This window comes from Tenacibaculum maritimum NCIMB 2154 (genome assembly GCF_900119795.1).
Taxonomy (GTDB): domain Bacteria; phylum Bacteroidota; class Bacteroidia; order Flavobacteriales; family Flavobacteriaceae; genus Polaribacter; species Polaribacter maritimus.
This window is the reverse complement of record NZ_LT634361.1, coordinates 1,149,626-1,175,207: the sequence shown is the minus strand read 5'-3', so window position 1 is coordinate 1,175,207 and position 25,582 is coordinate 1,149,626. Positions and strand designations below refer to the sequence as shown.

Annotated in this window: 21 protein-coding genes; 10 read left to right on the top strand and 11 right to left on the bottom strand. The window is 31.7% G+C overall.

Features of this window, described 5'->3' with window-relative positions:
* Positions 1 to 245 precede the first annotated feature (245 nt).
* Positions 246 to 890: a DUF4159 domain-containing protein gene (locus MARIT_RS05450; protein WP_100212002.1), complete on the top strand. Its 645-nt coding sequence runs from the start codon at positions 246 to 248 to the stop codon at positions 888 to 890.
* Between the two features lie 3,413 nt (positions 891 to 4,303).
* Here the strand turns inward: MARIT_RS05450 and MARIT_RS05445 are convergent.
* From MARIT_RS05445 to MARIT_RS05430, 4 genes are all read right to left on the bottom strand, one after another.
* Positions 4,304 to 7,225 (bottom strand): glycoside hydrolase family 3 N-terminal domain-containing protein, encoded by a 2,922-nt coding sequence (locus tag MARIT_RS05445; RefSeq protein WP_100210986.1) that lies wholly within the window; start codon positions 7,223 to 7,225, stop codon positions 4,304 to 4,306.
* Positions 7,226 to 7,275: 50 nt separating this feature from the next.
* Positions 7,276 to 7,761 carry an ABC transporter ATPase gene (locus MARIT_RS05440; RefSeq protein ID WP_100210985.1) on the bottom strand — a complete coding sequence of 162 codons (486 nt, stop codon included), beginning with the start codon at positions 7,759 to 7,761 and terminating at the stop codon, positions 7,276 to 7,278.
* A gap of 49 nt (positions 7,762 to 7,810) precedes the next feature.
* Positions 7,811 to 8,638 carry a 3'-5' exonuclease gene (locus MARIT_RS05435; protein WP_024741437.1) on the bottom strand — a complete coding sequence of 276 codons (828 nt, stop codon included), beginning with the start codon at positions 8,636 to 8,638 and terminating at the stop codon, positions 7,811 to 7,813.
* 64 nt (positions 8,639 to 8,702) lie between these two features.
* On the bottom strand, positions 8,703 to 9,557 hold the full coding sequence (locus tag MARIT_RS05430) for a PPK2 family polyphosphate kinase (RefSeq protein ID WP_024741436.1): 855 nt from the start codon (positions 9,555 to 9,557) through the stop codon (positions 8,703 to 8,705).
* Positions 9,558 to 10,164: 607 nt separating this feature from the next.
* On the opposite strand from MARIT_RS05430, the gene MARIT_RS05425 reads away from it, so the two are divergent.
* The 8 genes from MARIT_RS05425 (at position 10,165) to MARIT_RS15435 (ending at position 19,496) form a co-directional block, all read left to right on the top strand.
* Positions 10,165 to 10,980, top strand: coding sequence for an endo alpha-1,4 polygalactosaminidase (locus MARIT_RS05425; protein WP_024741435.1), 816 nt, complete (start codon positions 10,165 to 10,167; stop codon positions 10,978 to 10,980).
* Between the two features lie 348 nt (positions 10,981 to 11,328).
* Positions 11,329 to 12,747, top strand: coding sequence for an FAD binding domain-containing protein (locus MARIT_RS05420; RefSeq protein ID WP_100210984.1), 1,419 nt, complete (start codon positions 11,329 to 11,331; stop codon positions 12,745 to 12,747).
* Positions 12,747 to 15,011, top strand: coding sequence for a xanthine dehydrogenase molybdopterin binding subunit (locus tag MARIT_RS05415; protein ID WP_197706285.1), 2,265 nt, complete (start codon positions 12,747 to 12,749; stop codon positions 15,009 to 15,011). Before MARIT_RS05420 ends, MARIT_RS05415 begins: the two co-directional genes overlap by 1 nt.
* Positions 15,012 to 15,170: 159 nt before the next feature.
* Positions 15,171 to 15,545, top strand: coding sequence for a hypothetical protein (locus tag MARIT_RS05410; protein ID WP_197706284.1), 375 nt, complete (start codon positions 15,171 to 15,173; stop codon positions 15,543 to 15,545).
* A 70-nt stretch (positions 15,546 to 15,615) separates the two neighbouring features.
* Positions 15,616 to 16,566 carry an XdhC family protein gene (locus MARIT_RS05405; RefSeq protein ID WP_038025640.1) on the top strand — a complete coding sequence of 317 codons (951 nt, stop codon included), beginning with the start codon at positions 15,616 to 15,618 and terminating at the stop codon, positions 16,564 to 16,566.
* Between the two features lie 202 nt (positions 16,567 to 16,768).
* Positions 16,769 to 17,587 (top strand): DUF4377 domain-containing protein, encoded by an 819-nt coding sequence (locus MARIT_RS05400; protein ID WP_024741430.1) that lies wholly within the window; start codon positions 16,769 to 16,771, stop codon positions 17,585 to 17,587.
* A 198-nt stretch (positions 17,588 to 17,785) separates the two neighbouring features.
* Positions 17,786 to 18,775 carry a DUF1214 domain-containing protein gene (locus MARIT_RS05395; RefSeq protein WP_100210983.1) on the top strand — a complete coding sequence of 330 codons (990 nt, stop codon included), beginning with the start codon at positions 17,786 to 17,788 and terminating at the stop codon, positions 18,773 to 18,775.
* A gap of 523 nt (positions 18,776 to 19,298) precedes the next feature.
* Positions 19,299 to 19,496 carry a hypothetical protein gene (locus MARIT_RS15435; RefSeq protein WP_157926197.1) on the top strand — a complete coding sequence of 66 codons (198 nt, stop codon included), beginning with the start codon at positions 19,299 to 19,301 and terminating at the stop codon, positions 19,494 to 19,496.
* Between the two features lie 337 nt (positions 19,497 to 19,833).
* Here MARIT_RS15435 and MARIT_RS05385 read toward each other — a convergent pair whose 3' ends face one another.
* From MARIT_RS05385 to MARIT_RS05375, 4 genes are all read right to left on the bottom strand, one after another.
* Entirely contained in the window at positions 19,834 to 20,196 is a 363-nt protein-coding gene (locus MARIT_RS05385) for a hypothetical protein (protein ID WP_100210981.1), read from the bottom strand.
* 2,007 nt (positions 20,197 to 22,203) lie between these two features.
* Entirely contained in the window at positions 22,204 to 22,488 is a 285-nt protein-coding gene (locus MARIT_RS05380) for a hypothetical protein (protein WP_100210980.1), read from the bottom strand.
* A 6-nt stretch (positions 22,489 to 22,494) separates the two neighbouring features.
* Positions 22,495 to 22,632, bottom strand: coding sequence for a hypothetical protein (locus MARIT_RS15430; protein ID WP_157926196.1), 138 nt, complete (start codon positions 22,630 to 22,632; stop codon positions 22,495 to 22,497).
* A gap of 228 nt (positions 22,633 to 22,860) precedes the next feature.
* A complete protein-coding gene (locus MARIT_RS05375; protein ID WP_100210979.1) occupies positions 22,861 to 23,424 on the bottom strand; it encodes an REP-associated tyrosine transposase in 564 nt (187 codons plus the stop codon).
* A gap of 237 nt (positions 23,425 to 23,661) precedes the next feature.
* On the opposite strand from MARIT_RS05375, the gene MARIT_RS16170 reads away from it, so the two are divergent.
* The gene (locus MARIT_RS16170; protein WP_100210978.1) at positions 23,662 to 23,973 is read left to right on the top strand and encodes a helix-turn-helix domain-containing protein; all 312 of its coding nucleotides are present in this window, start codon (positions 23,662 to 23,664) and stop codon (positions 23,971 to 23,973) included.
* 282 nt (positions 23,974 to 24,255) lie between these two features.
* On the opposite strand, the gene MARIT_RS15425 is transcribed toward MARIT_RS16170, so the two are convergent.
* Genes MARIT_RS15425 through MARIT_RS05355 form a run of 3 tightly spaced genes read right to left on the bottom strand, consistent with a single transcriptional unit; the run spans position 24,256 to position 25,572 of the window.
* Positions 24,256 to 24,741: a hypothetical protein gene (locus MARIT_RS15425; protein WP_157926195.1), complete on the bottom strand. Its 486-nt coding sequence runs from the start codon at positions 24,739 to 24,741 to the stop codon at positions 24,256 to 24,258.
* Positions 24,647 to 25,018 carry a hypothetical protein gene (locus MARIT_RS05360; protein ID WP_024741426.1) on the bottom strand — a complete coding sequence of 124 codons (372 nt, stop codon included), beginning with the start codon at positions 25,016 to 25,018 and terminating at the stop codon, positions 24,647 to 24,649. Before MARIT_RS05360 ends, MARIT_RS15425 begins: the two co-directional genes overlap by 95 nt.
* Entirely contained in the window at positions 25,015 to 25,572 is a 558-nt protein-coding gene (locus MARIT_RS05355) for an N-acetylmuramoyl-L-alanine amidase (RefSeq protein WP_100210977.1), read from the bottom strand. Before MARIT_RS05355 ends, MARIT_RS05360 begins: the two co-directional genes overlap by 4 nt.
* Between the last annotated feature and the right edge of the window lie 10 nt (positions 25,573 to 25,582).

Here is a 25,582-nt window from a genome sequence, read left to right as displayed (position 1 = left end):
TCCAAATTGGATGATTTCGGACTCTCTTATCGGAATTCTTATCTACATTTGGAAAAGTCTTAACAATCTAAGATTATTATTTTAAAGTATTGAAGGGCTTTAAATTTTTGAAGGGAAATTAGCTAACAAACTAATGGGATTTATTCTCAATGTAGAAGGGAAAGTTATTAAAAGACACTATTCGTATGATAGTGTCTTTTTTGTTATAAATATTCCTATATTGCATACAAACTAGTATGATAATCATGAAGAATTTTTTATTTCTTATTTCCTTCCTTTTGCTTTCTTTTTTCTCATTCTCACAACAGGTAGCTATTTTAAAATATCATGGTGGAGGTGATTGGTATGCCAATCCTACTGCCCTTCCTAATTTGATTGAGTTTTCAAATCAATATGCACATACAAAAATTAACAAAACAATCCTAACTATTACTCCTGATAGCGAAGATTTATACAACTGCCCTATCCTTTTTATGACGGGGCATGGAAATGTTTTTTTTTCTGATGAAGATCTTCAAAATTTAAAAATGTATTTAATGTCTGGAGGCTTTTTACATATTTCTGATAATTATGGACTCGATAAACATATCCGAAGAGAGTTAAAAAAACTATTTCCTATGTTAAGTCTTCAAGAAATCCCTAAAGAACATCCTATATATCACCAAACATTTTCTTTTCCTAAGGGAATGCCTAAGATTCATGAACATGATAAAAAGCCGCCTCAAGGTTTTGGCCTATTTTATGAAGGTAGGTTAATTGTATTTTATGATTATGAAAGTGATCTTAGTGATGGTTGGGAAGATTCTGAAGTACATCATAATCCTAAACATGTACGACAAAAAGCGCTTCAAATGGGAAGTAACATTATTGAATATGCTTTCAAAAACTAAGTTTTATAGCTTTTAAAACCATTGCAATAACTCCTTATTATTTGACGTATTTACTTGTTGTTAGAAAATGAGTGCAACTCGTCGATAGTTTCTTTTATTTGGACTAATATTCGTAAAATAAAGACTTATTTCTAGCTATTTTTATCTTATAGTTTAGTTAGTTATAAGAAAAGAAGTTTGATCCGGGGGGACAGCTTCTTTTCTCATTTTAGAGACAACTAATAAATCCAAGCACTTCGTTTCATAAATATAAAAACTATGAATCCTCTTAAACTCTTTTCATACCAAGCCCCCTACTACCCAACGATACTTTTAACCTCTTTAACTATTACTATAAAAAACTTTCTCAGTACTAACTATATTTATGCATTATAGTTTTGTTTTCATTAAGAAAGAGACTTTGCCTAAAAGGCTGGTTTCTTTCTTTTTTGTATAAATTTATACCATTACGCGCTCTAAATACTTTCAAACCAGTTGCGTTCTTCTTATTTAAAGCGCTCTACTATCTCATAAGACTATCCTCCTAACCGTCTGAGGCTTCTAGAAAAATTCATATCCAAAAAGTTACTTTTTATATTCTTTTAAAATGGCATGTCTTTATTCCTTCTTTTCTCTTACTTTTATTTATAGAAAGAAAACCGCCTTTTATCGATACTTTTTACCCATTGAACTTCCTTATAAGAAAAAGCGAACCTCTTAAACTATATTTGTTATATAGTTTTGTTTTTATAAGGAAAGAAGCTTATGCTAATTAAATAAGTTTCTTTCTTTTTTTATATTAACTTCAATCAAAACTAGACATTCCAGCTATTATATTAAAGTATTAATTTCCATTTATTGAAAATACCATGCATCTCATCCATACTATGGGGCAATCAATCTAAATGGATTAAAAAATAGTGGTATTCAACACTATATTTGCCATATATAGTTTAGTTATTTATTAAAAAAAAGAAGCTCAATCCGGGGGGATGGCTTCTTTTTTACTTTTCAAATACCCTATTAGAAAGAATTGAATACTTATTTGCCTCATAAAAAGCTGGCTCGTAATAGCCTTTTAGTGAAAGAAAATACCTCTTCAACGGTATCATAATTCAGCTCGTCTAATTTAGGCAGCAGCTTCTCCTTTTGAGAGTATATTTACCACATAGTTTAGTTAGTTATAAGAAAAAAAGAAGCTCAATCCGGGGGGATGGCTTCTTTTTTACTTTTCAAATACCCTATTAGAAAGAATTGAATACTTATTTGCCTCATAAAAAGCTGGCTCGTAATAGCCTTTTAGTGAAAGAAAATACCTCTTCAACGGTATCATAATTCAACTCGTCTAATTTAGGTAGCAACTTCTCCTTTTGAGAGTATATTTACCACATAGTTTAGTTAGTTATAAGAAAAAAAGAAGCTCAATCCGGGGGGATGGCTTCTTTTTTACTTTTCAAATACCCTATTAGAAAGAATTGAACTACTTATTCGCCTCATAAAAAGCTGGCTCGTAATAGCCTTTTATTGAAAGAAAATACCTCTTCAACGGTATCATAATTCAGCTCGTCTAATTTAGGTAGCAGCTTCTCCTTTTGGGAGTATATTTACCACATAGTTTAGTTAGTTATAAGAAAAAAAGAAGCTCAATCCGGGGGGATGTCTTCTTTTTTACTTTTCAAATACCCTATTAGAAAGAATTGAACTACTTATTCGCCTCATAAAAAGCTGGCTCGTAATAGCCTTTTATTGAAAGAAAATACCTCTTCAACGGTATCATAATTCAGCTCGTCTAATTTAGGTAGCAGCTTCTCCTTTTGAGAGTATATTTACCACATAGTTTAGTTAGTTATAAGAAAAAAAGAAGCTCAATCCGGGGGGATGGCTTCTTTTTTACTTTTCAAATACCCTATTAGAAAGAATTGAATACTTATTTGCCTCATAAAAAGCTGGCTCGTAATAGCCTTTTAGTGAAAGAAAATACCTCTTCAACGGTATCATAATTCAACTCGTCTAATTTAGGTAGCAACTTCTCCTTTTGAGAGTATATTTACCACATAGTTTAGTTAGTTATAAGAAAAAAAGAAGCTCAATCCGGGGGGATGGCTTCTTTTTTACTTTTCAAATACCCTATTAGAAAGAATTGAACTACTTATTCGCCTCATAAAAAGCTGGCTCGTAATAGCCTTTTATTGAAAGAAAATACCTCTTCAACGGTATCATAATTCAGCTCGTCTAATTTAGGTAGCAGCTTCTCCTTTTGGGAGTATATTTACCACATAGTTTAGTTAGTTATAAGAAAAAAAGAAGCTCAATCCGGGGGGATGGCTTCTTTTTTACTTTTCAAATACCCTATTAGAAAGAATTGAACTACTTATTTGCCTCATAAAAAGCTGGCTCGTAATAGCCTTTTACTGAAAGAAAATACCTCTCCAACGGTATCATAATTCAGCTCGTCTAATTTAGGCAGCAGCTTCTCCTTTTGAGAGTATATTTACCACATAGTTTAGTTAGTTATAAGAAAAAAAGAAGCTCAATCCGGGGGGATGGCTTCTTTTTTACTTTTCAAATACCCTATTAGAAAGAATTGAACTACTTATTCGCCTCATAAAAAGCTGGCTCGTAATAGCCTTTTAGTGAAAGAAAATACCTCTTCAACGGTATTATAATTCAGCTCGTCTAATTTAGGTAGCAGCTTCTCCTTTTGGGAGTATATTTACCACATAGTTTAGTTAGTTATTAAAAAAAGAAGCTCAATCCGGGGGGATGGCTTCTTTTTTACTTTTTAAACACCTTATTAGAAAGAATTGAATACTTATTTGCCTCATAAAAAGCTGGCTCGTAATAGCCTTTTATTGAAAGAAAATACCTCTTCAACGGTATCATAATTCAGCTCGTCTAATTTAGGTAGCAGCTTCTCCTTTTGGGAGTATATTTACCACATAGTTTAGTTAGTTATTAAAAAAAGAAGCTCAATCCGGGGGGATGGCTTCTTTTTTACTTTTCAAATACCCTATTAGAAAGAATTGAATACTTATTTGCCTCATAAAAAGCTGGCTCGTAATAGCCTTTTAGTGAAAGAAAATACCTCTTCAACGGTATCATAATTCAGCTCGTCTAATTTAGGTAGCAGCTTCTCCTTTTGGGAGTATATTTACCACATAGTTTAGTTATTTATTAAAAAAAGAAGCTCAATCCGGGGGGATGGCTTCTTTTTTACTTTTTAAACACCTTATTAGAAAGAATTGAACTACTTGTTCATTTCATTCTCCTTAAAAAAAGGACGTTTCGACTATACCTTCATTTCATTTATCTTTTTTCTTCATAAATCCATGTTTTTCTGAGCTATATTCGTCGTATAGTTTAGTTTGTTAGCAGGAAAGGAAGCTTAATTCAATGTAACATAAGCTTCTTTTCTATGTTCAAACTATAGTATCTTAATCGAGAATCGCATGCTGAATATCTTCTTGTATCTTAGTTCTCATATTTGTTTTTACTAAAGTTCTATTTCGCATGGTAGGATACACTCTATTAGACAAAAAAACATACACAATATCGCTTTCTGGATCTGCCCAAGCATAAGTTCCTGTAAAACCACTATGTCCAAAACTTTTATCAGAAACACAACCACATGTTGGTTTTTCTTTAGGGTTTATTTGCGGTTTATCAAACCCCAATCCTCTACGAACCTTTTTATTCGCATAGTATCTTTTATTGTATTTTTTTATTGTTGCTGGTTTTAGATATGTTTTTCCCCCATAAGTTCCTTTTTGCAAATACATTTGCATAATTTTGGCAACATCATTTGCATTTGCAAATAGTCCTGCATGGCCACCTACCCCTCCCTGCATAGCAGCTCCCATATCATGAACATATCCATGCACTAATTGATTTCTATAATAAGTATCTTTTTCTGTAGGTACTATTTCCGATTTTTTAAATTTCTCTAAAGGTAAATAAGAAGTACGATTTGCTCCTAAGGAAGCATAAAACTCTTCATCTACTAAATTGTTTAAAGGTTTTTTATATTTCTTTTCTAAAGCTCTTTTTAAAAGATAATATCCTAAATCGCTATACTTATAATCTTTACGCTCTCTTTGATCTGCCTCTTTTATATATTTATAAATAGAATCCTTATAACTTTTATCCAAATACAAATTCTTAGCTACTTTTATTTGGTATTTACTAGACTTTCGAGAACGGTATAATGCCGTTAAATTTTTTCTAGTAACACTATCTTGCGTTTTTCTATAGAAAGGAATCCAAGCTTTTAATCTCCCCATATGAGAAAGAACCTCCTTTATTTCCACCGTATCTTTATTGGTTCCTTTAAGAGAAGGTAACACCTCTTGCAAACTAGAATAAATGGATATTTTTTTATCTTCATCAGCCTTCATTATCATTGGAAGCGATGCTAATATTTTAGTTAGTGAAGCCAAATCATAAATATCTGTTTCTTTTACTTTTCTCTTTTTTAGATGGGTATGATATCCAAAGGTTTTATTATAAATTATCTTTCCATGCCTCGCTACAATTACTTGCCCTCCTGGGGCCATTTTTTCTTGTAAGATCGTATCTATTCGCTTATCTATTTCCGATAACTTTTCTGATGACATTCCTACTTCTTCTGGTATCGTATATTGCAACCTATTTAACTTTGGAGTTATAATACCTGTTCCTTCTTTAAACTTCCTTTTAATAGAAACCGGCAACTTTCCTTTTAAGGCAATGCCTCCAAAAATTGCTTGTGCTGAAAGCTCCTGAGATAATATACTATTTTGATACGATACAATTACCCCTTCTATATTCTTAAATGTTTTGATTTTTAATAAGCTATAAGGACTTGCAAAAACATCAAGAATAACTGTCTTTTTCCTTGCTATTTCTTGCAACCACACTAAATCTTTATTTGAAAACTTATACGATTTCCATGGGGTCGCATTTGATTTATGAAATCCAATAATTACTAAATTATATGGACTTAATTTATGGATAAGGTTACTTAAATTACTATCAGATACCGTAGTTACTTCTGTGTACTTTTTTAGCATGCTTGAAAAATGATTCCCTTTTGCATCTCCTAATGCTACGTAAGCAATTTTCTTATCTTTTAAATCTCTTACAGGAATTTCTTCCGATTTATTTTTCAGAACCGTTATCGCATTTTTTATTAATTTTCTATGAAGTACCTCATCTTCTAAACTATTTAATTCTTCCTGTAAATCATCTAAAGAAATAGGCTTATAAGCATGCAGTCCTACTAAGTATTTTGCGCTAAGAATTTTCCTAACAGATCTTTCTATCCTTTCTTCTGATAAAATACCACTTTTTATAGATTTCTTTATCAATTGTACTGATTTAGGAATGTCTTGGGGTATTAATAAAAGGTCATTTCCTGCTTGAATTGCTGCTAGGTTTATTTCTGCCGAAGAAGAATAATTAGCCGCTCCTTTCATATTCAACCCATCAGTAATTACCAAACCTAAAAAACCTAATTTTTGTTGTAATAAATTTGTAACAACACTAGGGGATAACGATGATGGCAGTTTTCTGTTTGCTTCTAAATCAGGAATACTTAAATGGGCAGTCATCACACTTCCTACTCCTGCATCAAATAACTTTCTAAAAGGGTATAACTCCACAGAATCCAATCGTTGTTCTGTAAAATTAATCGTAGGCAAAGTATGATGAGAATCTGTTGCCGTGTCTCCATGCCCTGGAAAATGTTTTGCATTTGCCAACACCCCTACACGTTGCATTCCTTTTGTAAAAGCTATTGCTTTTTCCGCTACATTTTCTTTACTTTCTCCAAAAGAACGGTTTCCTATAATAGGGTTATTAGGATTTGTATTTACATCTACTACAGGTGCAAAATTAATATGAATCCCTAATCGCTTACAATGTTGCCCTAGTCGCTCTCCAAATTCCTCTATCAGTGATAAGTCTTGTATAGCTCCTAAAGTCATATTCCAAGGAAAACGATAAGTGTTTTTTAAACGCATATCCAATCCCCATTCCCCATCAAAACCTATCATTAAAGGAAGTTTGGACAGTGCTTGATATTTATTATTTAATAGCGCCTGTTTTTTGGGAGTTCCTTGCATAAAAATCAAATTACCTATATGGTACTTTTTGATCATATCTGTAATAAACTTTTCGTGCTTTACTCCTTTATTTGAATAGGCCTGCACCATAAAAAGCTGCCCAATCTTTTCATCAATAGTCATGGAGCTAATAATGCTATCTACCCATTTCTCTTGTTTTACAACATCGTGTGCTCTCAACGGGGCAATACTTTGCGCTTGTACAGCAAGTATCCCTATCATTAAAAGACATAATGAAAGTATTCTTCTCTTCATATTTCTAAATTTACCCTTGGTTACAACAATACGTTGTTTTTGATCAATTTTTATACCAAAAAACGTTTATGCCAACTTTGATCTGCTGGAACTTCCCATTTTGTTTCAAAGTCTTCTTTTGTGTTGACCATATTGTTAAATACAATTGTATTTGATGTTATTTTTTGCGCTTTGGCAAACTTTTGAAACTCTGATAATTTTAAAATATTGATCATGTTCCTATCCTTAAAAGACACATTCATTTTATCCATAAAATCGATTTTGAGCATCTCTTCAATACCTTTCACAAAACGAACAGAAGCATCTATAGAACACCCAGAAACATTGTTAAAACTTTCATCTACTGCTAATACTAAAAAATGATTGTATTTGATAATAAATGACCCTCTTAAATCATCTCCATGGCGAGTCCATTGATTGATAAATTCTGTTGCCTTTTCTGATATTATTTCTACCTCTTTAGTGGTTAATTCTCTATTAGATTGATACACCCAAATACGAGCATTATGAGGTAATTCTTTATAAGTTGTGTACATTGTTATATTATTAAGTATCTTTTTTACTAAAAAACAGTTACAATATTTTTTATCTTAAATTAAACTTTTGTTGTAAAGCTTTTAGTTTTTCTTCATCAGTCATCTTTTTTTTAGGAACTGACATTCGTTGCTTAATTTCCTTTAGCACTTTTTTAGTATATAAAGGAAAGTCTGCATTTTGAATCCATGCATTATACCCTGGGTTTTCTTTTAATACTTCTTCTACCACCCTTCCTTTATACTTTCCGAATGAAAATATTTCTTCATCATTTTCATTAAACAATACAAACCCTGCAAAGTCGGCACGTTTTCCGTGTGTTGAAAATTCACTCAATGCTGCTACTGTATTTTCTATATCATCATATTTATCTAACTGCGCTAATAAAATTTCGTAAGTAGCATTTGTATCTGCTTCTGCTCCATGGGCTCCTACCAATTCTTTTCCACAATAAAATTCATATCCAGCACTCAATGTTCGCTGCTCCTTTTTATGATAAATTACTTGCACATCAATAGCCTTACGATCTTTCATATTAAAATCAATACCTGCTCTTAATAGTTCTTCTGCTAGTAACGGAATATCAAATCGATTAGAATTAAATCCAGCTAAATCAGCATCAGCAATCATTGCATTAATCTGAGGAGCTAATGTTTTAAAAGTAGGCTCATTAACTACTTTTTCATTGGTGATTCCATGGATATCTGAGGATTCTTTCGGAATTTCTATTTCAGGATTTACTAACCATGTTTTACTTTCTTTGTTTCCATTTGGAAATACTTTTAATATAGATATTTCTACAACCCTATCCTTGGCTATGTTAACGCCTGTAGTTTCTAAATCAAAAAATATAATTGGTTTTGTTAATTTTAAATTCATGTGATATCGTAAAATAGAAAAAAGGAAGGCATTACTCATACCATACTTTCTTCTTATAAATTATTTATTCGTTTCTTAATTGTTCTTTAAATGCTGCTACTTGTGATTGCATCTTAGCTGACAATAGAGGTTCTTTAAACCCATATTTTGTTAGTTCTTCTAATAAAATTTCAGCTACAATGTATCTAGATGTTTTTTTATCATCTGCTGGTATTACAAACCACGGGGCATAGTTTGTAGATGTTTTGTTTAATACCTCTTCGTAACAAAACTGATACCGCTCCCACAGCTTACGCTCTTCAAGATCTCCCGCAGAAAATTTCCAGTTTTTTTCAGGAAGATTCAGTCTTCTTAGCAACCTATTTTTTTGCTCTTCTTTTGATAAATTTAAAAAAAACTTTAAAATAATCGTTCCATTTTCTGAAACATGTTTTTCAAACTCATTGATTCGTTCCATTCTTTTTTCATAAAAAGCATCATCCAAATCATCAATAGTTTTAACTGTAGGAATGTTTTCTGAAAATATATATTCAGGATGAACTCTTGTTACTAGCACATTTTCATAATGCGTTCTATTAAATACTCCTACTTTTCCTTTTGCTGGTAAGGCAATATAATGTCGCCATAAAAAATCATGCTTTAATTCCAATGCTGTGGGTACTTTAAAACTATGCACTTCTACACCTCTAACATTGCATTGTTTGAATACTTCACGTATTAAGCTGTCTTTCCCAGAAGTATCCATTCCTTGAAGGCAAATAAGTACACTATATTTTCCTTCTGCGTACATTGTATTTTGAAGCTCGCCTAACTTCTTTCGTATCTTTTTCAATTTTTTATCAGCATCCTCAATCACTTCATACGTTACAGATTCTTTTAATTGAACCTCTTCAATTATCCTATATTTTGCTGAATCCATGCTTATCCATCTAAATTATTTTCTAAAGGTATAAAATTACCCTTTTCTATTATTGTTTTTTTCTGTTGAATCATCAATTTTAACAATTATTACACCTTTCCTTTTTTAGAATTGTTTTATAGTTTTATCCGCTTTCAAAAAATAAAGCAAACTTAGCAATGTAACCGTATATAAAAACGATATTAAGCAATAGTTTCTATTTCTTTTTTACTAAATAGTTTACAAAACTAAGGTTTAATTTTATATAAGATGACAGTGCACAGCAATAAACAAATAAAAAAAGTTGTTTTTTTTATAGAAAACTAATAATTTTATCCTAAAATTCTAAACTTAATTATTCCCCCATGAAACAAAAAGAATTACACTACAAAAATTTTGCTTATTTTTCAATAAACTTTTACATATTCATTTCTCTTATTAGCTAAAAGTTAGTTATTCTCATTGCCTTTTTTTGAATAAAACACTATTTTCTAGTAATTTTTAATTCATTATTTGATGCTACAGGAGTTTCTTGTACCCATTCATTTAGGCTCTATAGCGTTTTACAACGCACAATAAATCAAAAAAATAATCGTTTATCATACTTATAACTAAACAATTAAACCCCATGAAAAAATATCTCTTTTTATTTTTAACAAATGCCTTACTCTTTATTTCTTGCAGTAAGGAAAGTCAATCAAGAGCTAATTCTAGAGCTATCACTGTGTTCAATCAAGCTTATCAAGAAAATTATGAAAAAGACAAAATTCCTGAAATTTTAGTAAGAGCTAGAAATGCATATGTATTGATCGATCCTTTTCAAGAAAACATTGCGCAATCTGTTGCTGATATAAAAGCACATAACAACAAAGTAGGTGCTTATATTAGTATCGGTACTGGTGAGATTTTTAGAGCTGACTTTTCTAAGATAAAGCCTTTTTTAGTAAAAAAAGCTTGGTCGCGATGGAATCAAGAATACTTTGTAAACTCTACAACTACAGGAATACTTGACATTATGAAAGCTCGAATAGATCAAATAGCCTCTTGGGGATGCGACTGGGTTGAGTTTGACAATATGGATTGGTTTGCCGATAAGAAACTGAAAGAAGAATATGGATTTCAAGTTACTGAGGAAGAAGGAATCGCTTATTTTCAAGCACTTTGTGATTATGTTCATAAGAAAGGTATGAAATGTATGGCGAAAAATACGGTAAAAAATGCTGAAAACTTTGATGGTGTTTTATATGAATCTCATAATTACAATAAAAATTGGTGGATTGAATCTGACGCTCTAGAGTTTTTAAAGCAAGGAAAATTAGTAATCGTAAATCACTATAACGAACCTGATTGCGGCGAGGCTTACTTAGAATATACGAATATTTACAGTCCTAACTTATCTTTTATTTGTGAAGATGCAAATTTACAACGATACGTTCACTATTAAAAAAGACTTTCCCTTTTATAGTATTTCATAAGCCTCTTTTTAGAGGCTTTTTTTAGCTCTTTAATTTCACTCTTCTTTTTGAAATTCAAATACAGAAGTGGTTGCAACTTTTTTTGATGCCTGCAAAGCTGTCTTATTTCTCCCTAATTTTAGCTTTTTTTCACAACGTAGCGAAGGCTATATTACTCAAAAAAGACGTATTAGGATAAAAAACCCTAAATTTTCGCTTCAAAACAAAAAGTTGAAATCACTTCACAATATAAAGCGTTGCTTTCATTATAAAAGGCTCTTTATTAGTGAATCACTTTTAAAAAGAATCCTTACAATTTTGTATCTTGCTCCCTGAATATGATACAATTTATACTTAACAATCAGATTATCAAAACATCTGTAAAAACAGGAGTTACTTTGCTCGATTTTATTAGAAATCACAAACAACTAAAAGGTACTAAAATAGGCTGTAGAGAAGGCGATTGTGGAGCTTGTACCGTTTTAGTAGGTACTCCTAATAATAATTCCATTACTTATAAAAGCATTACTTCTTGTATATCTCCTTTAGGAAATGCAAACGGCAAACATATTGTTACTATAGAAGGTATTAATTTACCGAATAACTTATTAAATGTAACTCAAAAAGCAATGGTAAGTAATTATGCTACTCAGTGCGGTTTTTGTACCCCTGGTTTTGTGGTATCTATGACAGGATTTGCTTTAAATAATGATAAAACAACTACTTGCAACGATGCTATTAGTGGAAATATTTGTAGGTGCACAGGCTATAAATCTATTGAAAAAGCAGGTATTGAAATAACTCATAAACTGCAACAAAAAAATGATAATGCTCCCCTAAAATGGCTAATCAAAGAGGGGTTTCTTCCTGATTATTTTGAAAGCATTCCTCAACGCTTAAAAGCACTACTAAACAACTCAGGTAATGCATCTACGTCGCCTTCTTTAAATAGCACTAAAGTTGCTAACGGAACAGATGTGTATGTACGTTACGCCGACCAAATGGCACAAGAAAATATTTGTTTACTTGCCAACAATCCTACTCTAAAAGGTATTTCCTTTACAGAAAATACCTGTTCTTTACGCGCCAACACAACCGTTACTGAAATCTTAGAGAACAAACAACTAGAAGGTTTCTTTCCTAAGTTAAAACAATTTTTAAAGTTGGTTTCTTCTGAGCAAATTAGGAATATGGGAACTATTGGAGGTAATTTTGTTAATGCTTCTCCTATTGGAGATATGTCTATTTTCTTTTTAGCATTGAATGCAAACTTAACTATTCAAAATAAAAATGGGGTAACAAGGAAAATCTCTTTTTATAATTTTCATAAAGATTATAAGGTTTTTGATTTAGAGCATGATGAAATTCTCAAAGAAATTTCATTCAAAACTCCTAAAGTCTATGATTTCTTTAACTTCGAAAAAGTAAGTAAACGTACTCATTTAGATATTGCTAGTGTTAATTCTGCTGGTAGTATAAGTGTAAAAAACAATTGTATCACAGAAGCCCATTTTTCTATGGGAGGTGTGGCCGCCATTCCTAAATATCTTCATAAAACAAATGCTTACCTAATAGGAAAGCAACTTTCCAATGAAACAGTAAAAGAAGCTGAAAAAATATTACAATTAGAAATTTCTCCAATAAGCGATGTTAGAGGAACTGCCACTTATAAACGCTTATTAGCCAGACAACTCTTCTTTGCACATTTTCTTGAATTATTTCCTAATCAAATTGATATTAATAAACTAACTGCCTAATGAAAACCATGAAAAATATTGACAGTTTTACACACGTTAGAGGTACATCATTATTTGTTGACGATTTAATGCTAAGGCAAGATGCTTTGATTGGGTTATGCTTTGACTCTCCTAAAGCTCATGGAAAAATAAAAAATGTAAACTATACCAAAGCGGAAGCTTTAGATGGTGTTGTAAAAATATTCACTTACAAAGATATATTAGGAGAAAATCAAATTGGAGGAATTATACCTGACGAACCATTATGGGCAGAGGACGAAGTACATTTCTGGGGGCAACCAATAGCTTTTATAGTTGCTGAAAGTGAGGCTATTGCCAAACAAGCAAGAGCTTTAATTGAAATTGATATTGAGGAGTTACCAGTTATCACCACCGCAAAAGAAGCTAAAGAAAAGGAACATTTTATCAATGCTCCTCGCTCTTTTAAGCTAGGAAATTCTGACAAGGCTTTTTCTGATTGCGAATATGTTTTTGAAGGAGAAACTTTTTCAAATGGTCAAGAACATTTGTACCTAGAAACACAAGGCTGCTATGCGATTCCTCAAGAAAATGGAACTATCAAATTGATTTCGTCAACTCAAGGGCCTACTGCTGTTCAAAAAACAGCTGCTAAGGTATTAGGCATTCCAATGCATAAAATAGAGGTAGATGTAATTCGTCTTGGTGGTGGTTTTGGCGGAAAAGAAGACCAGGCAACTCCTTGGGCTGTTATGGCAGCTGTAGCCGTACAACACTTGAATCGCCCTATTAAGTATATGCTAAATCGGCATGATGATTTACGAATGACAGGAAAACGTCATCCTTATACTTCTTTTTACAAAATCGGATTGACTAAAGATTTAAAAGTAAAAGCTTTTGAGGTGTCTTTTTTACAAAACTCTGGCGCCGCTGCTGATTTGTCTCCTGCAATTGCTGAAAGAACGCTGTTTCATGCAACCAATAGCTATTTTATTCCTAATGTAAGCACTACGGTTTATAGCTGTAAAACGAACTTACCTCCCAATACTGCTTTTAGAGGTTTTGGAGGTCCACAAGGAATGTTTGTTATTGAAAGTGCTATTGCAAATGCTGCCGATAAAATAGGAGTTTCTAAAATACAAATACAAGAAGCTAACTTATTAAGCGAGAATGATGAGTTTTCATACGGACAAATAGCTACGCAAGTAGAAGCTAAGAATACTTGGTTTACTGCTAAAGAAAAATTTAATCTAGAAAAACTAACACAAGATGTTACCGCTTTTAATCAAAAAAACAAGCATTATAAAAAAGGAATTTCTTTAATGCCAATTACTTTTGGTATTTCATTTACCAACACCCCCATGAATCATGCACGCGCTTTGGTTCATATTTATCAAGATGGCAGTGTAGGAATTTCTACTGGTGCCGTAGAAATGGGGCAAAGTGTAAATACTAAAATGCTACAAGTTGCACAATCTATTATGGGAATATCTCCTAATAAGATAAAATTAGAAACCACCAATACGACTCGTGTAGCCAACACTTCTCCTACCGCTGCTAGTTCTACTGCTGATTTGAATGGTAAAGCTGTTGAAATGGCTTGCAATGCTTTGATAGAAAGATTAACCCGAGTAGCTGCTCAAATACTTTCTTCAAAAAAAGAAACCATCACATTTCAAAATGATGCGATTCTTGTAGCTGGTGAAAAAACGACTCTTTCTTGGGAAGCATTAATTGCTGAAGCAATGCTTCAACGTGTAGCGCTTTCTGAAAATGCTCATTATGCCACTCCTATAATTCATTTTGATAAGACTAAAGAAAAAGGGCATCCTTTTGCCTATCATGTATATGGTACGGCTATCACCTGTGTTACAGTAGATTGCTTACGAGGTACTTATGAAGTAGATGCCGTAAAAATTGTGCATGATTTTGGTATTTCTATGAATTTAGGTATTGATATTGGTCAAATAGAAGGCGCACTAGCACAAGGTATCGGATGGATGACTATGGAAGAAATCGCATATAATAAAGAAGGAAAATTATTATCTAATGCTTTATCCACCTATAAAGTTCCTGATATTTTTTCTGCACCAAAAACAGTAGAAATAATCCCTGTAGTAACAAAAGGAAACGATATGGCTATTCAAAAATCAAAAGCTGTGGGAGAACCTCCTTTAATGTACGGAATTGGTACTTATTTTGCAATTCAACAAGCTGTAAAAGCATTCAATTCTAAACATACGTTGAAATTTCATGCTCCTTTTACTCCTGAAAAGGTATTAATGGCACTCTATGAAACTACATAAGGTTTTTATAATTAACTTTTTAATCGGTTCACCATTTTAAATTCAATTACTCTGAAATATACGCAACAAAACATACTCAAAGGAGCTGTTATTTATAGTACTGGAGATACTATTGCAGCTCTTTTATTACATGATTTTTCTCTGTATAGAATGCTCGGAATGCTCCTGATTGGAGCTACTATCTACGCCTTTGAAATTCCTAATTATTTCACTTGGATTGATCAAAAAACCGTTTCTTTAAACGGTTTTAAAAAAACACTTGCTAAAACTAGCTTAGCAATCGCTTACTTCAATCCTCTATGGATTTTTAGGCACTTAGTTTTTATCAAACTTTTTTCAGGAAATTATGCACAAATTAATATACAACTCTTTCTTATTGCTGTTTGGTCTTTTATAGCCAATATTCCTATTTCTCTGGTAGCTAATTTTATCATACAAAATAAAATTCGATTGGATTGGCGTTTTATGGCAAGTGCTATTTTCTCTGCGGTAATGGCTATTTACTATGCCTTAAGTGAAACGATCTTTAAATAGCTAACCAGTATAAATTTTAATACGATCATCTTCTTTCAAAAATTACGTAAAACTATAAATTTTGAATATTATGAAACTCTGGAAACATTTACTTACTAAATTACAAAACCACCAAAACGTATATCTTCTAACAGTTATTGACAATTTAGGGAGTTCTCCTGGTAGAAAAGGCTTTAAAATGTTGGTTGCAGAAGATGGTTTTATTTTTGGTTCTATAGGGGGAGGTGTTATGGAGTTTTCACTTGTAGAAGAAGCCCAACAGCTATTAATACTCAAAAAACCTCCTATATTTATAAAAAAACAAATTCATCGCGGAACTATTAAGGATGGTTCTGGAATGATTTGTTCTGGCGAGCAAACAGTGGCTTTTCATCTTTTAACTCCCTCATACAGCAGTTGTATCCAACGTATTATTTCTTGCTTAGTTAATGGAGAAAAAGGTACTTTAAGTCTGTTTCCTTCTCATCTTGATTTTTCCTCTGACATTTTAGAGCATAGGTTTGAATGCTTAATTAGTTCTAAGGAAAATTGGTTTTTTAAAGAACATATCGGATTCAAAAACACTTTATACATTATTGGAGGAGGACATGTAAGCTTCGCTGTCTCTGAACTATTTGTAAAATTAGGCTTTTATGTTGTTGTTTTAGATAATAGGGAACAACTAAATACCTTAGAAAACAACAACAGTGCTCATCAAAAAATTGTGACGGATTACCAAAGCATTAACTCATTAATTCCAGAAGAGAACAATACTTATATTGCTATTATGACAAACAAATATGTTGATGACAAATTAGTACTCAGTAAGTTAATAAAAGGTAATTACAAGTTTATTGGTGTTTTAGGAAGTAATGCTAAATTGAAAACTATGTGGGAAACGTTACTAAAAGACGGCTTCTCTCAAAATGAACTTAATTCTATTTATGCTCCTATCGGCCTCTCTATCAAAAGTGAAACTCCTGAAGAAATTGCAGTCAGCATTGCTGCCCAAATCATTCAAATCAAAAATACCTCTACATAAGTCGTCACTCTTACTTATAACAATGTATCATATTTCTCTAATGATTTATGCTTTTTTTTACAAAAAGCACTTAAAATACTAGATAATTTCCCCACTAAAAAAAGATGTAGTAGCCAATTTTAACTTTTTTATTAACTTATTTATCGGGGTTCTTCCTCCCTTTTTTTGATAGTTTTGTATAAAAAATATATCTAATATCCATATGAAAACTATCCCTTTATTATTACTTACAGCTATTTTATTTGTATCCTGTGATGCACCAAAAAATACTTTAAAATTTACAGTTGCACCTTATAACTTCGATTGTACCAAAACAACTACCGGCTGCCTACCTGTAAAGAGAGAAAACAGCAACGCTTGGGAACTCTATGATACTATTGAAGGATTTGAATACGAACCAGGATTTGAATACCTTATTGAAGTAGCTAGAAAAGAAAAATCTTCTCCTGCTGCATATAAACTAATTAAAGAGGTTTCAAAAATAAAAAATGACACAACTGTTATAAATGCTGGTGATTTTTACCATTCTTTTATTGGTGATGATGGAACTTCTTTAAAACTATTTTTCCCTGAAAACACTGATGACGTAGAACTTATATTTAAAGGTGATTTGATACAATTAACACAAGTTCCTTCTGCTTCTGGAGTTAGATATAGTAATAATATCTATGAGCTTATACAATGGCAAGGAGAAACTTCTTTAAGAAAAGGAGAAACACTTTTATTTAAGCAAACTCCTAAAGTTTATAAAGGAACCTTAGTCATTGGTTTTGAAGTTTCTTCTTTTACACCTTGTGGAGAGCATAAAAATTATTGGATTAACGATCAGCATAATGAACTAACGAAACAATATAATGAACTTACAAAAGAGAAAGAACCTTATACGGAAGTTTTTGCTGAGTTAAAGCTTATTGATACGGGAAAAGCAGAATTTGGAGAATTTCCTTCTCGATATCATAGTACTTTTGAGCTTATTAAAACAAATCAAATACGTTTATTAACAGAAAACGACTGTAAATAATCTAAAAAACAATAGCTTATGTTTTTTTTAAAAAAAGCAGTACTTTTTTCAGCTACAATTCTTCTTTTAGGCTCTTGCTCTCAAGAGAAAGAGAATCCGAATAAAAAGTTTTAGGAAAATAACTTCTTATCAGATCAATTACATACGTTAGAAGCTTTTAGTAAAAAACACCAAGTACATTCATATCAGAAAGAATCAATGAACTTTTTTGTCAATACTCTTTCTTTGGCAAAAGACCTACTGTATCAAAACAACAGCACCACAGCTCCTAAGTTTACGAACTGGATTACCCTTGAAAGAAAAGTTGCTGGAGACAATCCTTCCACCAACTACTACTCCGCTTTTATTTCTAACAAACATACTTATAAAATCAAGGGAAATAAAGGAAAGGCGCTTTATATAGGGATTCAAGTATATGGAAAAGAAGATGGCTTTAACTACCCTTCTGGAAATATCTCTTCTAGAGAAATAACCATAGAGGCTAATGGCGATTATGAAATCATCCTTGCTAAAGAAAACCTTTTTAAAGATACCAATTGGCTTCCTATTCAAGAAGAAGATTATATCGTTATCGTAAGAGAATATTATGATAACTACCAGCTTCGTTTATCTGACCTAAAAACGATGCCATATATTGAAAACACTTCCAGTGTAAATAGTAAAGAAACCAATACTAAAAATGAAGGCACCAAAAGCAATTTTTCTTCCTTTGTAACTAGTTTGGTTGCCAATTCTATTGATTTAACAAACTCTCTTAGTAAATTTCCAAATAGCACAGATGCTAAAATCATTTTAAATCCTAAAAATGCAGCAGCTCTTTTTCCTTCTAAAAATATCTTTTACGAAGGAGTATATTTGAGTTTGCAAAACGATGAAATTGCTAAAGTTACAGTACAAAATCAACCAAAATGTGATTATTTCTCTTGGACATTTTATTCTCCTTACTATACCACACCTAACTACCTAATTACTAAGACACAACTTACTAAAGAGGATGTTAAAATTGATGAAAAAGGGAATTATATTTTTTATATTGCTAAGCAGTCACTTAATATACCTAATGCCATTGAAACAGGTAACTACAACAGTGGAGTGCTCTCTTTTAGGTTTCTTAAAAGCGATAAAAAATTTGCAATAGAGAAATTGTCCTATGACATTCAAATTCAAAAAATTCAGGAGATACTTTAACCCTTTCTCCTAAATAGCTATAAAAACTTTGTTAGTTACAAGCTCTAATGCCAAAGTGATTAACAAAGTTTTTTACTTTCTCTTCCTTTTAACATAACAAAAAAGCTGGTGTTTACCATTCGTATCTTTTTTGTATATTTAAGACTATACACAGTTTATTAAATTAAAAATCTGCTATAAAATATTCAATACAAATAATCAGTGAAGCACTTTGCTGCTATTTTTAGCGTTTATAAAAGTACCTTAACTTTTTTATTCCCTAAAAACAGCTCCTCTTTGCCCTTTATAAACAACACGGAATATGAATTTCAACCTTTCAAAAAATCTTAAGTCATTAACAATAATAAGCTTTTTCTTAACTATTTATTCGCTACTTTTTTCTTTGATTCCTTGTATTGGCTTCTATGCAATTTTTCCAAGTTGCATTGCCATTCTACTTTGTTTGATCTCTTTTTTTTATTTACAAAAGACATATCTCTCTTTAATTGGATTATTTATAGGCCTCATTGCAATCCTTATCAGCGTGTTCCAATATTATGAATATAAGATAGTGTTTGATACCAAATCAAAAATAGATAAATCAATATATATTATAGAAAAAAGTATTAAGGATAATATTACCAAAAACATCAAACAAGAAATTAAAGAAAAAGCTTTAGAAAACTTTGAAAAGATATTTAAAAAAGATTCTATCAAAAAACCTAAAAACGACTCCCTATAAACATTCTGTAACACACTTGTCATTATGATTATGCTAAATATCAAGAGACTCCATTCATAAAAAAGACATCAAATGTATTGGAATAGTCCAGCTCATTCGCGCAGCAGTGGGGTAACAAGGTTTCATTACATTCACGAAAGCATCCTGCCCAACCGTTTTTATTTTGCTACTATTTTTATGAAACAAAAAACTACCTCAAAAACTAATATAAGGTAGCTTCTTTTTTAACTTACCGTTTTGCCATTACAAATGGCTAATAATACTCTCGTTTCTTTTTAAACTTCCATTTAAATATTGCCATTTCCGCTAGCGCTCAAATGTCAAGGTGTGGTGGGTTTCATTTCTCCACGAAAGCATCCTGCACCTTGCAGGAAGGTTTCATTGCAACCACAAAAGCGTCCTGCACCTTGCAGGGAGGTTTCATTGCAGCCACAAAAGCGTCCTGCACCTTGCAGGGAGATTTCATTGCAGCCACAAAAGCGTCCTGCACCTTGCAAGGAGGTTTCATTGCAGCCACAAAAGCGTCCTGCACCTTGCAGGGAGGTTTCATTGCAGCCACAAAAGCGTCCTGCACCTTGCAGGGAGGTTTCATTGCAGCCACAAAAGCGTCCTGCACCTTGCAGGGAGGTTTCATTCCTCTTTCTAGGTTGCCATTTGCAATGGCAACCGTTTTTATTTTGCTACTATTTTTATAAAACAAAAAACTACCTCACAAACTAATATAAGGTAGCTTCTTTTTTAACTTCTCGTTTTACCATTATAAATGGCTAATAATATGCTCGTTTCTTTTTAAACTTCCATTTAAATATTGCCATTACGCTGACGCTAAATGTCAAGGTCCGGAGATGTCAAAACTAAAAAAGCATACTCCTAATAAACAAAAAACTACCTCACAAAACAATGCAAGGTAGCTTCTTTTTTAACTTATCGTTATGCCATTACAAATGGCTAATAATATGCTCGTTTCTTTTTAAACTTCCATTTAAATATTGCCATTACGCTGACGCTAAATGTCAAGGTGCGGAGATGCCAAAACTAAAAAAGCATACTCCTAATAAACAAAAAACTACCTCACAATCTAATACAAGGAAACTTCTTTTTTAACTTATCGTTATGCCATTACAAATGGCTAATAACATGCTCGTTTCTTTTTAAACTTCCATTTAAATATTGCCATTACGCTGACGCTAAATGTCAAGGTGCGGAGAGGGAGGTTTCATTCCTCTTTCCAGGTTGCCATTTGCAATGGCAACCGTTTTTATTTTACTACTATTTTTATGAAACAAAAAACTACTTCACAATCTAATACAAGGAAACTTCTTTTTTAACTTATCGTTTTGCCATTGCAAATGGCTAATAATATGCTCGTTTCTTTTTAAACTTCCATTTAAATATTGCCATTACGCTGACGCTAAATGTCAAGGTGCGGAGATGCCAAAACTAAAAAAGCATACTCCTAATAAACAAAAAACTACCTCACAATCTAATACAAGGAAACTTCTTTTTTAACTTATCGTTTTGCCATTGCAAATGGCTAATAACATGCTCGTTTCTTTTTAAACTTCCATTTAAATATTGCCATTACGCTGACGCTAAATGTCAAGATGCGGAGAGGTTTCATTCCTCTTTCTAGGTTGCCATTTGCAATGGCAACCGTTTTTATTTTGCTACTATTTTTATAAAACAAAAAACTACCTCACAAACTAATATAAGGTAGCTTCTTTTAAACTTCTCGTTTTGCCATTATAGAATAGCTAATAATATACTCGTTTCTTTTTAAACATCTTTTTAAACCTTGCCATTACGCTGACGCTAAATGTCAAGGTGCGGAGATGCCAAAACTAAAAAAGCATACTCCTAATAAACAAAAAACTACCTCACAATCTAATACAAGGAAACTTCTTTTTTAACTTATCGTTTTGCCATTGCAAATGGCTAATAATATGCTCGTTTCTTTTTAAACTTCCATTTAAATATTGCCATTACGCTGACGCTAAATGTCAAGGTGCGGAGATGCCAAAACTAAAAAAGCATACTCCTAATAAACAAAAAACTACCTCACAATCTAATACAAGGAAACTTCTTTTTTAACTTATCGTTTTGCCATTGCAAATGGCTAATAACATGCTCGTTTCTTTTTAAACTTCCATTTAAATATTGCCATTACGCTGACGCTAAATGTCAAGGTGCGGAGAGGTTTCATTCCTCTTTCCAGGTTGCCATTTGCAATGGCAACCGTTTTTATTTTGCTACTATTTTTATGAAACAAAAAACTACTTCACAATCTAATACAAGGAAACTTCTTTTTTAACTTCTCGTTATGCCATTACAAATGGCTAATAATATGCTCGTTTCTTTTTAAACTTCCATTTAAATATTGCCATTACGCTGACGCTAAATGTCAAGGTGCGGAGATGCCAAAACTAAAAAAGCATACTCCTAATAAACAAAAAACTACCTCACAAAACAATGCAAGGTAGCTTCTTTTTTAACTTCTCGTTATGCCATTACAAATGGCTAATAATATGCTCGTTTCTTTTTAAACTTCCATTTAAATATTGTCATTACGCTGACGCTAAATGTCAAGGTGCGGGGGCTGTTAACATTATCAATACATTATAATAAAAGTTCGAACTTTTCATCATTTAAAAAAACACATAACTTTTTATTAATAACTTCATAATCTTCAATGAAATCAGGAAAGATTTTAACCATTATATACTTTATTCACTGAATCAAAATCATCATACATTTTACTCATAAATAGTAAACTACCTTCACTAACTGAAAAAATAAAAACTGTATTATTTAGCTCTACAAATATAACTTTTTCATCCTCATAAACTTTCTTTGGTTCATCTTCTATTTCTGAATTCAATTTTAAATAAAAAGATTTCTTTGCTATTTCAATGACAAAATTTGAATTTGAATTTTTAGATTCATAAATTACATTATCTAAATGTTTAGACTCTAATCTTCTAATATATTTCATAGTAATCTATTTTTTTAAATCGTTACCTAAATCTTTAGCCTTACCTAACATCTCTTTAATAAAAGCTTTTTGCTCTTTATTAGAACCTTGAATTGTTGTTGTTGTTGTTAACTCCAGAAGATCTTCCCCTTTGTAGGTTGCCATTTGCAATGGCAACCGTTTTTATTTTGCTACTATTTTTATGAAACAAAAAACTACTTCACCATTTAATGCAAGATAACTTCTTTTTTAACTTATCGTTTTGCCATTATAAATAGCTAATAATATTATAGTTTCTTTTAAACTTCCTTTTAAAACTTGCCATTTCCGCTAAAGCTCAAATGTCAAGGTGTGGAATTACTTTAAATACTCGTGCTAGCATGGGTCTTTGATCTAAAAAAGCTTAGTCTTAATTACTGGTAACAAACCTGCCTTCCCTGAATAATCTACAGCACTACTGTATACATAATCTTCCGGATTGAAAACCAAACCTGCTTTTACTGGATTTTGATGTACGTAATTTATCTTTTGGTAAATAACCGCATTAGAATACAAAATTATTGGATGATTATCATTTCGCCATAACTGATAATTTTGCTTTTTACTATTTTTCTCCGCTGACTTTTTCATAACTAACAACAACCAATCTCGCCTACTTTCTGAACCTTCTTGTATTTCTTTTAGTATTTTCTTACTTGTAAACTTTTTCATATCTCGTAAAATAGTTGTCATTTTATAGCCTTCTTTGGCTCTTGCTACTAAATGTATATGATTACTCATGATTACCCAACTACACAACTCTAAGCCTTTTGCATCTATACAATATTGTAAACTTGTTACTACAATATCTTGGTATTTCTTATTTGTAAAAACATCTATCCATTCTACCGTACTAAATGTTAAAAAATATAATGCATTTTCATCTTGTATTCTGTAACTTGTTGTTCCTTTACTCATAACACAACTAAAATACAAAAAAAGCTTTAATATTACTATTGTAAGCTTCTCTTTATGTCATTTCAAATAGCTAATAATATGCCAGTTTCTTTTTAAACCTACATTTAAGTCTTGCCATTGCGCTGACGCTAAATGTCAAGGTACGGAGAGGTTTCATTCCCCTTTGCAGGTTGCCATTTGCAATGACAACCGCTTTTATTTTGCTACTATTTTTATGAAACAAAAAACTACCTCACCATACAACTAGCCGATAAAGTTGGTATTACATACATACAGATTGGTAGATATGAAACTGGTAAATCTAACGCTTCTTCTGACGTATTAAAAAAAATTGCCATTGCTGTAAATACTACAACTGACTTTTTAATGAATGGTGGTAATGCAGAACAACTTAACGATAAAGAGTTACTAAACCCCTTTGCAGGTTGCCATTTGCAATGGCAACCGTTTTTATTTTGCTACTATTTTTATGAAACAAAAAACTACCTCACAAAACAATGTAAGGTAGCTTCTTTTTTAACTTATCGTTTTACCATTATAAATGGCTAATAATATGCTCGTTTCTTTTTAAACCTCCTTTTAATACTTGCCATTACGCTGACGCTAAATGTCAAGATGCGGGTGTGAAAATAAGGATATAAGTAAACCGTAAATTAACATATTAATTTTCATCGCATCAGTAATTTTATTTGAATCACAAATAAACAACTATTTCTATAAAGTATCACTTATATTCACTACAATGTTTTTTTTCAAAATCCCACTTTTTTATTGAAGTTTCTTCAGAAGTTATTAAAAGAACCACTACTTAAATCAATTTTTCTTTACGCATTAAAACACACTGATAGCTATTTCAGCTCCATAAGTAATTCTATCTTTAAAAAAGCCTATGTGAATCCCTCCTCCTACTTTTCTCCAAAAATATGTTAGTCCCGTACTTGGCAAATACTGATTTGTCATTGGTAAGTAATCCGCTCTTAACTTAAAAAATAATGAAGTAAGTTTCCTTTTTTTCTTTTCCTCATAACCTAATTGCATCTCTGTATATCGTTGAACAGTTTGACTAAGTTTAAGTATTTGTATGTTTTGAAGTTTAATCGTTTCTAGCTTAGAAATATTCGTGCTAGATAACGACTGGATAGCACTATCTTGCTTTCTAATTATTTCTAATAATTTTGTATTTGCTATCCGTAATCGCTTTTCATTCTCTACAAATTTCGCTTTATCTATCGTAGCTTTCCTGTCTAATACTGTCTTTTGATTTTGTAGGTCTATACTTACTATTTGCGAGTATGTTTGCTGCGGTAATAAAATCAATATCGTAATCAGGATTAAGATTTTTACGTTTTGCAATAGTGTACCAATAGGCGCTTTTTGCTTTTGCTTTTTCATTTTCTTCAATTAATAGATTAATTTCACTATTCCTCCTTAAAAGAATACTATCTTTTAAGCTAACAACATTTTTCTTTTCTCTTTCCAAATCTTCTTTGACTTGAATCATCAGAGCATTGAACTCTTTCTTATCATAATAATGTTTCCCTAACCCTATGGCAGAAACAAGAACGATCATTATGATGTAATACTTATCTTTCATCGCATAGAGGTTATAGCTTCATATAGTAATGCTGCAGTTTTATTCCTAAACTCATCTGTTAATAATATTTCTAAATCAGATTTCGTAGTCATAAATCCCATTTCAAATAATACAGCAGGACTTTGAGTAGCTCTTAATACTTTAAAATTAGCTTTCATAGGTTCTCTCAATGAAAGTCCATATCCATTACCTTTTAAATAATTTGTTAAATGTAAAGCAATTTCCCTTCCTTTATTTGAATAATAAAAAAACCTACCTCCTTTAGCTTTATTCTTTACATGAAAAGCATCTGCATGGATACTTATAAAAAAAGTATTATCATTTGCTAGTTCCTTTTCTCTTCTTATCCTTTCTTCAAGAGAAATATCATACCATTCATTACTTATAAAATGAGCTTCTTTATGATTTAAATAAAATAATAAAGAAAGTTTATTGCCCACAGCCTCATTCACGGAATTTTCTTTTAATAAAACCCTTCCTTCTTCATTATAAAATCCTTCGCTTCTTTTTCCTGGTGTATTATACCCATGTCCTGTATCTATAATTGGTATCATTTCCTGTGCT

What these genes read in the sequence shown, in the direction of transcription:
- MARIT_RS05410 (WP_197706284.1), top strand. Translation starts at nt 15,171, where the DNA reads ATGCTCCTGATTGGAGCTACTATCTACGCCTTTGAAATTCCTAATTAT.
- MARIT_RS05430 (WP_024741436.1), bottom strand. Translation starts at nt 9,557, where the DNA reads ATGGATTCAGCAAAATATAGGATAATTGAAGAGGTTCAATTAAAAGAA.
- MARIT_RS05395 (WP_100210983.1), top strand. Translation starts at nt 17,786, where the DNA reads ATGAACTTTTTTGTCAATACTCTTTCTTTGGCAAAAGACCTACTGTAT.
- MARIT_RS05375 (WP_100210979.1), bottom strand. Translation starts at nt 23,424, where the DNA reads ATGAGTAAAGGAACAACAAGTTACAGAATACAAGATGAAAATGCATTA.
- MARIT_RS05445 (WP_100210986.1), bottom strand. Translation starts at nt 7,225, where the DNA reads ATGAAGAGAAGAATACTTTCATTATGTCTTTTAATGATAGGGATACTT.
- MARIT_RS05435 (WP_024741437.1), bottom strand. Translation starts at nt 8,638, where the DNA reads ATGAATTTAAAATTAACAAAACCAATTATATTTTTTGATTTAGAAACT.
- MARIT_RS15430 (WP_157926196.1), bottom strand. Translation starts at nt 22,632, where the DNA reads ATGGCAACCTACAAAGGGGAAGATCTTCTGGAGTTAACAACAACAACA.
- MARIT_RS05415 (WP_197706285.1), top strand. Translation starts at nt 12,747, where the DNA reads ATGAAAACCATGAAAAATATTGACAGTTTTACACACGTTAGAGGTACA.
- MARIT_RS05420 (WP_100210984.1), top strand. Translation starts at nt 11,329, where the DNA reads ATGATACAATTTATACTTAACAATCAGATTATCAAAACATCTGTAAAA.
- MARIT_RS05440 (WP_100210985.1), bottom strand. Translation starts at nt 7,761, where the DNA reads ATGTACACAACTTATAAAGAATTACCTCATAATGCTCGTATTTGGGTG.
- MARIT_RS05360 (WP_024741426.1), bottom strand. Translation starts at nt 25,018, where the DNA reads ATGAAAGATAAGTATTACATCATAATGATCGTTCTTGTTTCTGCCATA.
- MARIT_RS05425 (WP_024741435.1), top strand. Translation starts at nt 10,165, where the DNA reads ATGAAAAAATATCTCTTTTTATTTTTAACAAATGCCTTACTCTTTATT.
- MARIT_RS05400 (WP_024741430.1), top strand. Translation starts at nt 16,769, where the DNA reads ATGAAAACTATCCCTTTATTATTACTTACAGCTATTTTATTTGTATCC.
- MARIT_RS05380 (WP_100210980.1), bottom strand. Translation starts at nt 22,488, where the DNA reads ATGAAATATATTAGAAGATTAGAGTCTAAACATTTAGATAATGTAATT.
- MARIT_RS05355 (WP_100210977.1), bottom strand. Translation starts at nt 25,572, where the DNA reads ATGATACCAATTATAGATACAGGACATGGGTATAATACACCAGGAAAA.
- MARIT_RS05405 (WP_038025640.1), top strand. Translation starts at nt 15,616, where the DNA reads ATGAAACTCTGGAAACATTTACTTACTAAATTACAAAACCACCAAAAC.
- MARIT_RS05450 (WP_100212002.1), top strand. Translation starts at nt 246, where the DNA reads ATGAAGAATTTTTTATTTCTTATTTCCTTCCTTTTGCTTTCTTTTTTC.